The following is a 12,270-nucleotide window of genomic DNA, read 5'->3' on the forward strand; positions in this document are numbered from 1 at the left end:
GTAGGCGTGGGAGGGTTGCGGACGGTTGCGGGCGTCAGAGCCGGTCGAGGTACTCCAGGCGGGCGACGATGCCCGTGCGTCTCGGCGACCGGGGTGCCAGTCTCTGGAGCGCGGCCATCAGGATCCCCCGATCGGTCTCGCCCTCGGCACTGCCCGCGTAGTCGAGCAGCACGTCGACCGATGCGTCGGTGAGAAGGGCCTCGCGGACGCGCATGCGGAGGCTCTCGCGGATCTCCTCGATGCCGGGCGCCGTCGAACTCGGCAGGATCGGGCCGGTGTACGCGTCGACGGCCTGCCGATGGGCGCCGCGGTCGAGAAGAGCGAGGACCCGGCCGCTGTCGGAGTCGAGCGGCGACGGGAGCCGGTAGGGGCGCGACAGCGGAGCGAGACGCGGGTCGAGGGCGTCGAGCGCGTGGCGGAGCCGCACCATCTCGGCGCGCAGAGTGAGCTGGGCGCCGGTGTCGCCGTAGACGAGGTGGCTGAGCTCGTCGGCGGAGAGGCCGCCGCTGTGCCAGTCGAGCAGGGTCATCAGCTCGCTGTGGCGGGCGCTGAGGGAGACGATCCGGCGACCATCGGAGATCAGGGCGACGTCGCGACCGAGAGTCGAGATCGTCGCGGCGGCCGCGGACTGCACCTGGGCGATCCGCTTCCGAGCCGTCGAAGACCGGGCCGGGGTCGCTCGCAGGCGGGAGACCATGAGCTCGGCTTCCATCGCCATGGCGGTGGCCTCGAGCAGGGGCAGCGTGTGGGGACCGACTGCGCGGTCGTCGCCGGTGATGTCGAGGAATCCGAGGATGCGCCGGGTCACCGGGTCGTGGATCGGCACCGCCGTGCAGCTCCAGTTCTGCACCATCCGGTTGAAGTGCTCGTGGCCGCGGATCTGGATGCCGTGGTCGAGCACCAGCGCCGTGCCCGGAGCGGACGTGCCGACGCGGCTCTCGGCCCAGCCGGCGCCCTCGGCGAAGCGCATGTCCTCCGCGCTGCGTTTGGCCTGGGCATCCCCCTCGACCCAGAGCAGTCGCCCCTCGTCGTCGCCGATCGCGACGATCAGGCCGGAGCCCTCGACGTCGTTCAGCAGCAGGCGGCGGACGACGGGGAGGACCGCGGCGAGAGGGTGGTCGCGGCGGTACCCGGCGAGGTCGTCGTCGGGCAGCTCGAATTCGGGCAGGAGCCGTTCGGGGTCGAGGCTTCGGCGCAGCGATCTCTCCCACGACTCGGCGACGATGCGGCGCGGACCGGCCACCGGCCTGCCCGGCGGAATCGCCAACCAGGGGTTCGAACTCGTCTCGCTCGCCACCATGCCACGCCAATCGTCGTCGATTGAGGCGGAGAGCGTCGGTGCGGTTCGGCCGTCGTTCGTCCGCCGTGATGCGCACAGCCTACGTCGCCGCGCCGGGTGGCGCGAGGGCGGTCGGGGCCGGCGTGGGGCGGGGGATGCGCGGGTGGGGCGTGTGGGTGGGGCGTGTGGGTGGGGCGGGGGGTGCGCGGGGCTCGGTCGAGGCGCGGACGCTGCACCCCGGTCGCGCGGAGCCGCACCCCTGCGCCGCGGAGCCGCACCCCTGCCCCGCGGAGCCGCACCCCTGGCGGCTGCTGCGACCCCGGTCGACCGGGGGTCTCTTGCGGTGTCTGAAGTGCGTGTGTTCGTGGCGGTGCTTACGGGGTGCTCTCGGACAGCGCGCGTCGAGCCGCATCCTTGCCGCGCGGAGCCGCACCCCCGGTCGCGCGGGGCCGCACCCCTGCGCCGCGGAGCCGCACCCCTCAGCCGCACCCCTGTCGCGCGGACGTGCACCCCGGTCGCGCGGAGCCGCACCCCTGCCCCGCGGAGCCGCACCCCTGGCGGCTGCTGCGACCCCGGTCGACCGGGGGTCTCTTGCGGTGTCGGGGGTGCGTGTGTTTGTGGCGGTGCTTACGGGGTGCTCTCGGGCAGCGCGCGTCGAGCCGCACCTCGGCCCCGCGGAGCCGCACCCGCCCCCGCGGAGCCGCACCCGCCCCCGCGGAGCCGCACCCCGGTCGCGCGGAGCCGCACCCCTCAGCCGCACCCCTCAGCTCGCGCAGTCGATGCAGAGGCCCGCCATCGGTCGCGCGTCGAGCCGTGCCGGGGCGATGGGCCGGCCGCAGTTCAGGCAGATGCCATAGGTGCCGGCTCCGAGGCGTTCGAGGGCGTCGTCGGCATCGCGCGCTCGGGCGGCGGCGGAGTCGCGCACCGCCGCCAGTTGCGACCGCTCGAACGCAATGGTGGAGCCCTCGGGGTCGTGCTCGTCGTCGACATTGGACGAGTCGCGCGCCTCGGAGACGGCCACCATGTCGTGCTCGAGCTGCTCGGCCAGCGCCAGGGCGTCGTGGCGGATGGCGCGGAGCCGTGTCTCCGTCGGGCCTGCCGCCGCCGCCGCCGCGACATCGCCCGTCACCGCACCCGACGTGCTGCTCGAGACGTCACCCGCCCCGGCATTCGCCCCGGCATTCGACACGTCACCCGCCCCCGCATCTGCCCCGCCGCCCGTCATGCCGCCAGGATTGCCGGCACCTCTTCGCCCGCCACGGGTGGAGGCGGAGGCGTGCCGTCGCCGAAGGGGCGGCCGCCGAGGTCTTCGCGGGAGTGCGGAGTGAGCCATACGCGCGGGTCGGGGCCGGCGGGGACGATGCCGGTCGGATTGATGTCGGAGTGCACGACGTAGTAGTGCTTCTTGATCTGCTCGAAGTCGATGGTGTCGCCGAAGCCAGGGGTCTGGAAGAGGTCGCGGGCGTAGGCCCAGAGCACGGGCATCTCGGTCAGCTTCTGCCGATTGCACTTGAAGTGCCCGTGGTAGACCGCGTCGAAGCGGGCGAGGGTGGTGAAGAGGCGGATGTCGGCCTCGGTGATCGTGTCGCCCACCAGGTAGCGCTGGTCTTCGAGGCGGTCGGAGAGCCAGTCGAGCCGTGAGAAGAGACGGTCGTAGGCGCGCTCGTAGCTCTTCTGGTTGCCGGCGAAGCCCGCGCGGTAGACGCCGTTGTTGACGTCGCGGAAGACGACCTCGGCGACGTCGTCGATCTCGTCGCGGAGGCGCTCGGGGTAGAGGTCGGGAGCGCCCTCGCGATGGAAGGCCGTCCATTCGGTGGCGAAGTCGAGTGTGATCTGCGGGAAGTTGTTGGTGACCACCTTGCCGCTCGGCACGTCGACGATCGCGGGCACGGTGATGCCTCGGGGGTAGTCGGGGGTGCGCTTGAAGAAGGCCTCCTGCAGCCGCTCGATGCCGAGGACGGGGTCGACGCCGCCCGGGTCGAGGTCGAAGGTCCAGCTCCGGGAGTCGTGCGTCGGCCCGGGGAGACCCAGCGAGATGGCGCCCTCGAGCCCGAGGAGCCGACGGGAGATGACGGTTCGGTTCGCCCAGGGGCAGGCCCGGGCCGCGATCAGTCGGTAGCGGCCGGCCTCGACCGGCCAGCCGTCGCGCGAGTCCTGCGTGATCCGGTCTTCGATGTAGTTGGTGTCGCGCGTGTACTCCTGCCCCGGCTCGACGTAGGTGCCGGGGGTGCTCGCGTCGTTCGTGGCATCGCTCATCCGCTCACCCTAGGCTCACGGGCTGACCAGGTCTTCGGTCGACCCGAGCCCCTCGAGCCCGCGCCCCGCAGCCCGTGCGGCCTGCCAGTCGCGCCACAGCGCCTTGAGATCCCAGGCGTTGTCGGCCTCGAGCGAGATTCCCCGCTCGCCGGTGCGACGGGTGCGGCCCTGGATGAGCATCAGCTTGGTGCCGAACAGGAGAGAGCCCGCCCGTGATTGGGCTTCTTCGAAGAAGGTGGAGTCGGAGCATCCCGACCCGTCGTCGAGGCTGATGAAGACCACCCGTTTGCCGCTCTTCATCGGTGGGGTCTGCGTGGCGATGCGGATTCCGGCGACGAGCACGGTGGTGCCGTTCCAGTTGTTCAGCAGATCGGCCGCGCGGGTGACGCCGAGGTCGTCGAGCATGGGGCGGTAGCTCTCGATGACGTGGTCGCTCACCTCCATCGAGAGGATGTCGAGTTCGCTGCTGACCCGCTCGCGCGCCGAGACGTCGGGGGTGCCCAGCGGGATCTCGGACGACTCGTCGACGTCGAAGTCGAGCTGATTGACGACGTCGAGCGCTTTGGGCTTTGTGCTGCGACCGGTGAGCTGGCGGATGCGCGCCAGCACGTCGCCGCGGGTGTGCCCCTCGCCGACCAGCGAGTCGAGCGCGCCGACCTGGCCCAGCCTCTCGATCAGACGCCTCGACGGCGTCGCCCGCTGGTAGAAGTCGGCGATCGACGTGAAGGGGCGGTTCTCGAGGATGCGTTCGAGTTCGGCCTCGTTGATGCCCTGGACATCGACGAGCGACAGGCGGATGCCCAGGTCGCCGGCCTGGGTGCGGGCGATGGGGCTGCGGGGCGGCCGGATGCGCTCGACGTGGTAGACCTCGCTCGAGGCGTTGACGTCGATCGGCAGGATCGGGACCCCCATTCGTCGCGCCTCGGTGAGCAGCAGCCGCTTCGGGTACATGCCGGGATCGTGGGTGAGGATGCCCGCGAGGAACTCCGCCGGATAGTGCGTCTTGAGCCACGCGCTCTGGTAGGTCGGCAGGGCGAATGCGGCCCCGTGCGCCTTGCAGAAGCCGAACGAGCCGAACCCCTTGAGGACGGCCCAGATCGTGTCGACCTCTTTGTCGGTGAAGCGCCGTTTGCCGTGCTCGTCGACGTTGGCCCGGGTCTTGGTGCGGAACTCCTCTTCGAGGTCGTCGCGCTTGGTCATCTGGCGGCGCATCTCGTCGGCCTCGGCCAGCGAGATGCCCATCGTGGCGTGGAGGATGCGCAGCACGTGTTCGTGGTAGATGACCACGCCGTAGCTGTCTTGGAGGAACGGGGCGAACGAGGGATGCAGGTAGTCGGGCTGCTGGAACCCGTGCTTGGTGTCGAGGTAGGGGGCGATCATGTTGCCCTTCATCGGCCCCGGGCGGAAGAGCGAGATGTCGGCGATGAGGTCTTCGTACTGGTCGGGCTGCATCTTGCCGATGAGCTCGCGCTGACCCGGGCTCTCGATCTGGAACATGCCGAGCGTGTGCGTGGTGCGGATGGCCTCGTAGGTGGGCTCGTCGTCGTGGGGGATGGCGTCGAGCTCGATGCGGCCCTGGCGGTTGACGTAGGGGACGTCGATGGGGAGAGCGCCGGCGACGGCGGTGCGTTGGCCGTTGACGCGCTCGATCTCGTCGAGGGCGAAGGCGATCGACGACTGCATGCGCACCCCGAGTACATCGAGTTTGAGCAGCCCGGCGTCGTTCATGTCGTGCTTGTCGAACTGGCTCATCGGCAGGCCCATGCCGCTCGGCTGCACCGGGGTCATGCTGAGCAGGTCGGAGTTGCCGAGGATCACGCCGCAGGGGTGCATCGAGATGTGCCGGGGGAGGCGGTCGAGCCGCTCGGTGAGGTCGACGAGGAGGTCGATCTGGTCGTTGGTCTTCACCAGGTCGGCGATCTGTCGGAGCTCGGGCTTCTCGGCCAGGGCCTGCCGCATGTCGCGGGCGTTGGAGCGCCAGACGTTGTTCGCGACGAGGTCGATCTGCTCTTCGTCGAGGCCGAGGGCGAGGCCGGCGTCGCGCACGGCACCGCGGCCCCGGTAGGTGGACTGCATCGACATGAGCGTGACGCGGTTGCTGCCGTAGCGGTCGAAGATCGCCCGGTAGATCTCGTGGCGCCGGGCCGATTCGACGTCGATGTCGATGTCGGGGAGGGTCTCGCGCTTGTTGCCCAGGAAGCGTTCGAAGAGCAGGTCGTGTTCGAGCGGGTCGACGTTCGAGATGCGCAGCAGGTAGGTGACGAGGCTGCCGGCGCCCGACCCGCGGGCGGCATTGCGCACTCGCATCTCGCGCATCATCTGCGAGACGTCGGCCACCGTGAGGAAATAGGCCGCGAACCCGAAGTCGGTGATCGTGGCGAGCTCGTCGCGCATCCGCTGCTCGATCTTGGTGCGGCGGGACATCGACACGTCGCCGAATCGCTCGGTGACCCCGGCCTCGGCTCGGCGCCACAGCACCTGGTCGGGGTCGCCGTCGACGCCGATCGCGCTGAGCTCGGGAACCTTGGCCTTGCGCCAGTTCAGGTCGGCGTCGGGGTCGAGGCGGCACCGGTCGGCGAGGGCCTCGGTGGCAGCGAGCATCTCTTCGGCGGCGCGACGGTCGAGGGAGGAGGCGGCGGCGATCGTGTAGGCGAGGGCGCGCATCACGTCGGGCTTCTTGAGGTGGGCCTGGGCGTTGGGCTGGGGGAGGAACGAGCCGAGCGCCGCCAGATGGCCTGCGGCGTCGAGGACGTCGGCGGTGACGGCGCCGTCGGGATCGAGGTATCGGACGGCGTTGGTCAGAACGGCGGGGGTGCCCGTGGCATCGGCCAACTCGAGCATTCGGGCCGCGTGCCGGAGGCTTCGGCTCTCGCCCGGCTCGGTCAGGTGGCAGACGACCTCGACGACCACGCCGCCGGGGATCATCGCGCGCCAGTGCTCGAGCAGCCGGACAGCTTCGTGATGGCGGCCGGCGGCGACCGCCCGCCCCACGTCGGAGTCGGGACCGAGGAGGACCGTGCCGGTCGCGCCGTCGTCGCTCATGAGGAACGCCTTGACCCGGGACCGGCCGATCGTGGCCACGCTGTTGGCGCTGCCGCTCACCTTGCGGGTGGCTCGACCGTGGGCCGCGCTGATGAGGCGGCAGAGGGAGGCCCACCCGGCGCCGTTGGTGTGCCCGTGGGCGAGGACCACGACGCGGTCGCTGTCGTTCGCCGTCGGAGGTCTCGTGCCGGCAGTGGTCGCGACCGGGGTGCCGGGCTCGTCGGGCTTCACACCGAGTTCGACGCCGACGATCGCGTCGATGCCGAGGGCTCGGCAGGCCCCGATGTGGCGGATCGCCCCGTAGAGGCCGTCGCGGTCGGTGATGGCGGCGGCGTCGGCCTTGTTCTCGGCGACGGCGTGCGCGACGAGGACGCCCGGTTGGGCCGTGCCGAAGTGGGCGCTGAAGGCCGAGGCGACGTGGAGATGCGTGAAGCCCACCGGTGCCTCCTTCGACGATTCGAACGTGTGTTCGAACAGTGTAGGTCACCTCCGATGAGAGCGGGACGGCCTGTGGAGAACCGGGTGCGCCGCGAATCCCCGGACCCCCGGCGGGAGTACGCTCGACGAGGCACCGAGGCCCTCCACGCGCCCGTGCCCGTCCCCTGCGACACGCCCGCGGGAATGTCTCCTCCGCCGACGCGTTGACCCTCGAGGTCTCACACCTCGGAAAGGACCCCCATGAACACCCCTTCACGTCTCGAGCTGACCGTCTGATGGCGGAGACGAGCACACTCATCATCCTCGGAGCCTCCGGCGACCTCACCGAGCGACTCCTCCTCCCCGGCCTCGCCAGCCTGCTCAAGAGCGACCGCGGCGTCGACGTCAAGCTGATCGGTACCGGTCGCAGCGAGCGCAGCCCGAAAGAGTGGGACGACGTCGTCAAGACGGCGTTCAACGGCGACGCCGGCAGCGACCTCGCCAAGCGCACCCTCGCCTCCAGCGAGTACATCCAGGGCGACCCGACCGACCCCGAGCACCTGAAGAAGCTGTTCGAAGCCGCCGAGGGCGACTCGGTCATGTACTTCGCGCTCCCGCCGGCGATCTCGACGAAGGTCATCAAGGCCCTCGAGAAGATCGACGTGCCCGACGGCCTCCGCCTCGCGCTCGAGAAGCCCTTCGGCAACGACGAGGAGGGTGCTCGCGACCTGAACGCCGAACTCCTCAAGGTCATCCCCGAAGAGCGCATCCACCGCACCGACCACTTCCTCGGTCGTTCGACGGTCCTCGACATCATCGGTCTGCGCTTCGCGAACCGTCTCTTCGAGCCGGTGTGGAACAGCGACAACATCGAGAAGGTCGAGATCTTCTACGACGAGATCCTCGGTCTCGAAGGCCGCGCGCAGTACTACGACAAGGCCGGCGCCCTGATCGACATGATCCAGAGCCACCTGCTGCAGATCCTCGCGATCATCGCGATGGACGCCCCGGCCTCCATCGACGCGATCGAGCTCCGCAGCGAGATCGCCCGCGTGCTCCGTGCCACCTGGATCAAGGACGGCGACCCCGTCACCGCCAGCCGCCGCGGCCAGTACTCGGCCGGCACCATCGACGGCAAAGACGTGCCCGCCTACGCCGACGAAGACGGTGTCGACAACTCCCGCCACACCGAGACGCTGGCCGAGGTCGAGTTCGAGATCAAGACGCGTCGCTGGGCGGGCGTGCCGTTCATCCTCCGCTCGGGCAAGGGCATGACCAAGGTGCGTAAAGAGGTGCTCATCACCTTCAAGCCGGTGCCGGTGCTCCCCGCCGGTCTCACGGGCGCGACCAGCCCCGACACGCTCCGCATCGAGATCAGCCCCGAGACGCTCGAACTGGGCGTCACGACCAACGGCAAGGGCAACCCGTTCTCGCTCGAGAAGTCGGTCTTCAAGACCGACCTCGGCAAGCCCGAGCTGACCCCCTACGGCGAGGTGCTCTCGGGCATCTTCCACGACGACCCCACCCTGTCGATCCGCGGCGACGTCGCGGAGCGCTGCTGGGCGATCGTGCAGCCGGTCATCGACGCGTGGCAGAGCGACCTCGTGCCGCTCGAGACCTACCCGGCCGGTTCCTCCGGCCCGGCGGACTGGACCACCTCCAAAGAGGCCTGACAGCCGCTGCCGGAACGGCCCCCTCCCGCGCGAGCGAGAGGGGGCCGTTCCGCGTTCACCGACGCCGTTTCCACCTGCGCTGCGATCGCAGTCACGAGAGAGCGTGGGATGCACGCCCCCCGTCACGCGGATGTGGTGCGGTCCGCCCCGAGGTCGTCCGACCAGCGATCGGCAGGTGTCGGCTCGGCGAACTCATCGGTCTTTTTCGGGGCGCTCGACCGGTTCGAGGGATGCGGAGCCGTGTCGCTGCCGAGACGCCGACCCTTGCCGCCCCGACTGTGCTCGAGCGCGGCCTCGATGGCGTCGGCCGCCCTCACGAGCGCCAGGTGCGACAGGGCCTGCGGAGTGTTGCCCACGTGGCGACCGGTGGAGACCTGGATCTCTTCGGAGAGCATCCCGACGTCGTTGCTGTAGCCGACCAGGCGGTCCATCAGCGTCGTCGCGTCGTCGAGACGGCCGCTGCGGGCGTATTGCTCGACCAGCCAGAACGAACAGGTCAGGAACGCGTTCTCGGTGCCGGAGAGGCCGTCGACACCGGAGCCGGTGCGGTAGCGGACGAGCAGCCCGTCGTGGAGCAGGTCCTTCTCGATCGCCGCCACGGTGCCCAGCATGCGAGGGTCGTGCGCGTCGACGTAGCCGACCTGCGACAACTGCAGCAGCGACGCGTCGACCTCGTGCGAGCCGTAGTACTGCGTGTAGGTGTTGCGCTCGGCGTCGAAGCCGTTCTCCTCGATCTCGTTGCGTACCTTCTCGCGAAGGGCCATCCAGCGGTCGACGGGCCCCTCGAGGTGGAACTGCTGCACCCCCTTGACGGCTCGGTCGAGGGCCGCCCAGATCATCACCCGGGAGTGCGTGAAGTGCTGAGCGGGCCCGCGGATCTCCCAGATGCCGTTGTCGGGCCTCGACCAGTTGTCCTCGACGAACTGCATCAGCGCGCGCTGGAGGGCCCAGGAGTCGGGACCTTCTTCGACACCGAGCTCGCGGGCGTCGTGCAGGGCGACCATGACCTCGCCGAAGATGTCGCCCTGGTACTGCGTGAAGGCGCCGTTGCCGGTCCGCACCGGAGCCGCGCCCTGGTAGCCGGGCAGCTCGTCGATCGTGTTCTCCATCAGGTAGCGCTCGCCGCTCAGGCCGTACATGATCTGCACGTCGGCCGGGTCGCCGGCGATCGCGCGCAGCAGCCAGTCGCGCCACCCGGTCGCCTCGTCGGCGAAACCGTGGAGGATCAGCATCTGCAGGGTCATCGACGCGTCGCGCAGCCAGACGTACCGGTAGTCCCAGTTGCGGGAGCCGCCGAATTGTTCGGGCAGGCTCGTGGTCGCGGCCGCGACGATGCCGTTGGTGTCTTCGTGCGTGAGCGCTCGCAGCAGCAGGAGCGAGCGGTGGACGGCGCCCGTGTAGACCGACGGCGCATCGGAGTTGGACGCCCAGTCGCTCCACCAGGCGACGGTGTCGTCGATGCGCTTGGTGACGTCGATCGGCGACGGCGGTTGACGGTGCGACGGATACCAGGTGAGGGTCATGTCGACGTTCTCGCCCTCGGTGACGTCGAAGGTCGTCTCATGGGTGTGGTCGGACGCCCGGAGCTTCGGGCCGCGGACGATGACGGCGTCCGGGCCGGCGATCGCGATGAGCGCGTTCTCGCCGTGGTCGGGCATCTGCCGGATCCAGGGGATGGCGGTCGTGTAGCCGAAGCGGATGCGCAGGTCGATCTTCATCGAGACGGTGCCCTTGACGCCGCGCACCCGACGGACGACGTCGGCTCGCCGATCGCCGTACGGCATCAGGTCGACGACCTCGACCTCGCCGGTCGGGGTGACCCAGTGCGTCACCAGCACGAAGGTGTCGTCGACGTAGTGCCTCGTCGACGTGGCCGTGCCATCGACGGGGGCGACGAGCCACCGCCCACTGTCGTCGTCGCCGAGGAGGCCGGCGAACATCGAGGCGGAGTCGAACCGGGGGAGGCAGAGCCAGTCGATGCTGCCGTCGTTGCCGACGAGGGCGGCCGTGTGGCAGTCGCCGATCAGTGCGTAGTCTTCGATCGCTAAGGGCATGGGGTCATCCAATCAGCCGAGCCCTGGAATGGGACGAGGCGCGGCTCAGGCGAACAACTGCTGGTCGACCTGATCGTCGAACACGCCGAGCAGCAGCCACTCGTGGCTGACCGGGTCTTGCGCGAGATCGAACGTGCCGTCGACCCGATGGGCGCCGTCGGTCAGCGGCAGGGCGTCGACGCGCCAGACCGGCATCTCGACGAGGTGCTGCCCCTGCCCCCGCGGCGCCCGGACGGCCGACCGCCACCACTCCTGCCGGGTGACCCAGATCTCGGGCGAACTGACCACCCCGTACACCACCCGCCGCCAGGTGAACCGAAGGGGTGACCCGTCGTCGGTCGTCTCGACCGGGACCTTCTCGTCGATGCGCATCGCTTCTCCATCCGTGGTGTTCGAAATTCGTGGTGTTCGAAATCCGTGGCATCCGAACCCGTGTTCGAAAGTATGTTCGAATCATACGTCGCACCTCCGACACTCCTCCCCAGAGCATCCCCCTGACGGTTCTCTCCCCAGGTCGCGGCGTCGGCCCGCTGTCGCGCTCGCCGAGACGGCAGGGTCGTGGGATGCACGGAGAAGCCCTCGCCCCGCATCCCACGCTGCTCGTCGACACCGTCTTCGACGACGAGCACCTGCGTCGCGCCTGCCTGCGCGGAGACCTGGTGCGGGTCGTCGCCGGGCGCTACGTCCGCCGAAAGCACTGGGAGCGGTTCGACGCGCGCGAGCGGTACGCGATGCTGAGCCTCGCCGCCCACTCGCGGCTCCGCGGACCCGTGGTCCTGTCGCACGCCTCGGCCGCGGCGCTCTGGGGGTTCCCGCGGCTCGGCCCCTGGCCGGACGTCGCCCACGTGATCGACTCCTCGCTCGAGCGTTCTCGGAAGAGCCGCTACGTGTCGCAGCATCGAGGGTCCGTGCCGCTGGAACAGGTACTGGAGGCCCATGGGGTGCTCGTGACCTCCCCGGTCCGCACCGCGGTCGACCTGGCCCTCTCCGCTCCTTTCCGGCAGGCCGTCACCGCTCTCGACCACGGACTGCGCTCGGGGCTCTTCACGAAAGACGACCTCCATCGCGTGCTCGCCGACCTGCCGAGCGACCACGCCCGGAAGAAGGCGTCGAAGGCCATCGAGTTCGCCGACGCCCGGGCGAATCGGCCGGGGGAGTCGCTCAGCCGCGTGCTCATGCACGAGGGCGGTCTCGTCGCGCCCGTGCTCCAGAAGCGCTTCGAGGGCCCGCAGGGGCAGAGCGCCGAGGTCGACGCCTTCTTCGAGGAGGTCGGCGCCGTGGGGGAGTTCGACGGGATGACCAAGTACCGCGACTCCGGCCGGTGGTCGGGGCTGCCGCCCGAGGAGGTGGTCGTGCAGGAGAAGCTCCGCGAGGACTGGCTGCGCCGACACCCGGAGGTGCGCGCCTTCGTGCGGTGGACCTGGGCCGACCTCCGGGTGCCGGGCCGCCTGGTGCGGCTGCTGCGCGACGCGGGCGTGCCGCTCGAGAGCGCGCGATTTCACGGAAAGCGCGCGAGTTAAACGGCGTGTTCTCCGTGAAATCGCGCGTT

Annotated in this window: 8 protein-coding genes; 2 read left to right on the forward strand and 6 right to left on the reverse strand. The window is 70.1% G+C overall.

Features of this window, described 5'->3' with window-relative positions:
- Positions 1-34: 34 nt before the first annotated feature.
- The 4 genes from ABEA39_RS02320 to ABEA39_RS02335 form a co-directional block, all read right to left on the reverse strand.
- Entirely contained in the window at positions 35-1,300 is a 1,266-nt protein-coding gene (locus ABEA39_RS02320) for a GAF domain-containing protein (RefSeq protein ID WP_345372779.1), read from the reverse strand.
- A gap of 742 nt (positions 1,301-2,042) precedes the next feature.
- A complete protein-coding gene (locus tag ABEA39_RS02325) occupies positions 2,043-2,504 on the reverse strand; it encodes a TraR/DksA family transcriptional regulator (RefSeq protein ID WP_345372781.1) in 462 nt (153 codons plus the stop codon).
- Positions 2,501-3,535: a glutathione S-transferase family protein gene (locus ABEA39_RS02330; RefSeq protein ID WP_345372784.1), complete on the reverse strand. Its 1,035-nt coding sequence runs from the start codon at positions 3,533-3,535 to the stop codon at positions 2,501-2,503. Before ABEA39_RS02330 ends, ABEA39_RS02325 begins: the two co-directional genes overlap by 4 nt.
- A 15-nt stretch (positions 3,536-3,550) precedes the next feature.
- On the reverse strand, positions 3,551-7,015 hold the full coding sequence (locus ABEA39_RS02335) for a DNA polymerase III subunit alpha (RefSeq protein ID WP_345372786.1): 3,465 nt from the start codon (positions 7,013-7,015) through the stop codon (positions 3,551-3,553).
- Positions 7,016-7,290: 275 nt separating this feature from the next.
- Between ABEA39_RS02335 and ABEA39_RS02340 the strand changes: the two genes are divergently transcribed.
- Positions 7,291-8,667, forward strand: a complete 1,377-nt coding sequence (locus ABEA39_RS02340; protein ID WP_345372788.1) for a glucose-6-phosphate dehydrogenase — start codon at positions 7,291-7,293, stop codon at positions 8,665-8,667.
- Positions 8,668-8,789: 122 nt separating this feature from the next.
- On the opposite strand, the gene ABEA39_RS02345 is transcribed toward ABEA39_RS02340, so the two are convergent.
- Both ABEA39_RS02345 and ABEA39_RS02350 read right to left on the reverse strand, forming a co-directional pair.
- Positions 8,790-10,721 (reverse strand): glycoside hydrolase family 15 protein, encoded by a 1,932-nt coding sequence (locus tag ABEA39_RS02345; protein WP_345372790.1) that lies wholly within the window; start codon positions 10,719-10,721, stop codon positions 8,790-8,792.
- A gap of 45 nt (positions 10,722-10,766) precedes the next feature.
- Positions 10,767-11,093, reverse strand: a complete 327-nt coding sequence (locus tag ABEA39_RS02350; protein ID WP_345372792.1) for a DUF6504 family protein — start codon at positions 11,091-11,093, stop codon at positions 10,767-10,769.
- A 191-nt stretch (positions 11,094-11,284) separates the two neighbouring features.
- Here ABEA39_RS02350 and ABEA39_RS02355 point away from each other — a divergent pair, with 191 nt between their 5' ends.
- A complete protein-coding gene (locus tag ABEA39_RS02355) occupies positions 11,285-12,241 on the forward strand; it encodes a hypothetical protein (protein ID WP_345372794.1) in 957 nt (318 codons plus the stop codon).
- The last annotated feature ends 29 nt before the right edge of the window (positions 12,242-12,270 follow it).

Origin of the sequence: Frondihabitans cladoniiphilus, from assembly GCF_039544345.1 — a bacterium.
GTDB lineage: Bacteria > Actinomycetota > Actinomycetes > Actinomycetales > Microbacteriaceae > Frondihabitans > Frondihabitans cladoniiphilus.

What these genes read in the sequence shown, in the direction of transcription:
- ABEA39_RS02340 (WP_345372788.1), top strand. Translation starts at nt 7,291, where the DNA reads ATGGCGGAGACGAGCACACTCATCATCCTCGGAGCCTCCGGCGACCTC.
- ABEA39_RS02325 (WP_345372781.1), bottom strand. Translation starts at nt 2,504, where the DNA reads ATGACGGGCGGCGGGGCAGATGCGGGGGCGGGTGACGTGTCGAATGCC.
- ABEA39_RS02330 (WP_345372784.1), bottom strand. Translation starts at nt 3,535, where the DNA reads ATGAGCGATGCCACGAACGACGCGAGCACCCCCGGCACCTACGTCGAG.
- ABEA39_RS02350 (WP_345372792.1), bottom strand. Translation starts at nt 11,093, where the DNA reads ATGCGCATCGACGAGAAGGTCCCGGTCGAGACGACCGACGACGGGTCA.
- ABEA39_RS02355 (WP_345372794.1), top strand. Translation starts at nt 11,285, where the DNA reads ATGCACGGAGAAGCCCTCGCCCCGCATCCCACGCTGCTCGTCGACACC.
- ABEA39_RS02320 (WP_345372779.1), bottom strand. Translation starts at nt 1,300, where the DNA reads ATGGTGGCGAGCGAGACGAGTTCGAACCCCTGGTTGGCGATTCCGCCG.
- ABEA39_RS02345 (WP_345372790.1), bottom strand. Translation starts at nt 10,721, where the DNA reads ATGCCCTTAGCGATCGAAGACTACGCACTGATCGGCGACTGCCACACG.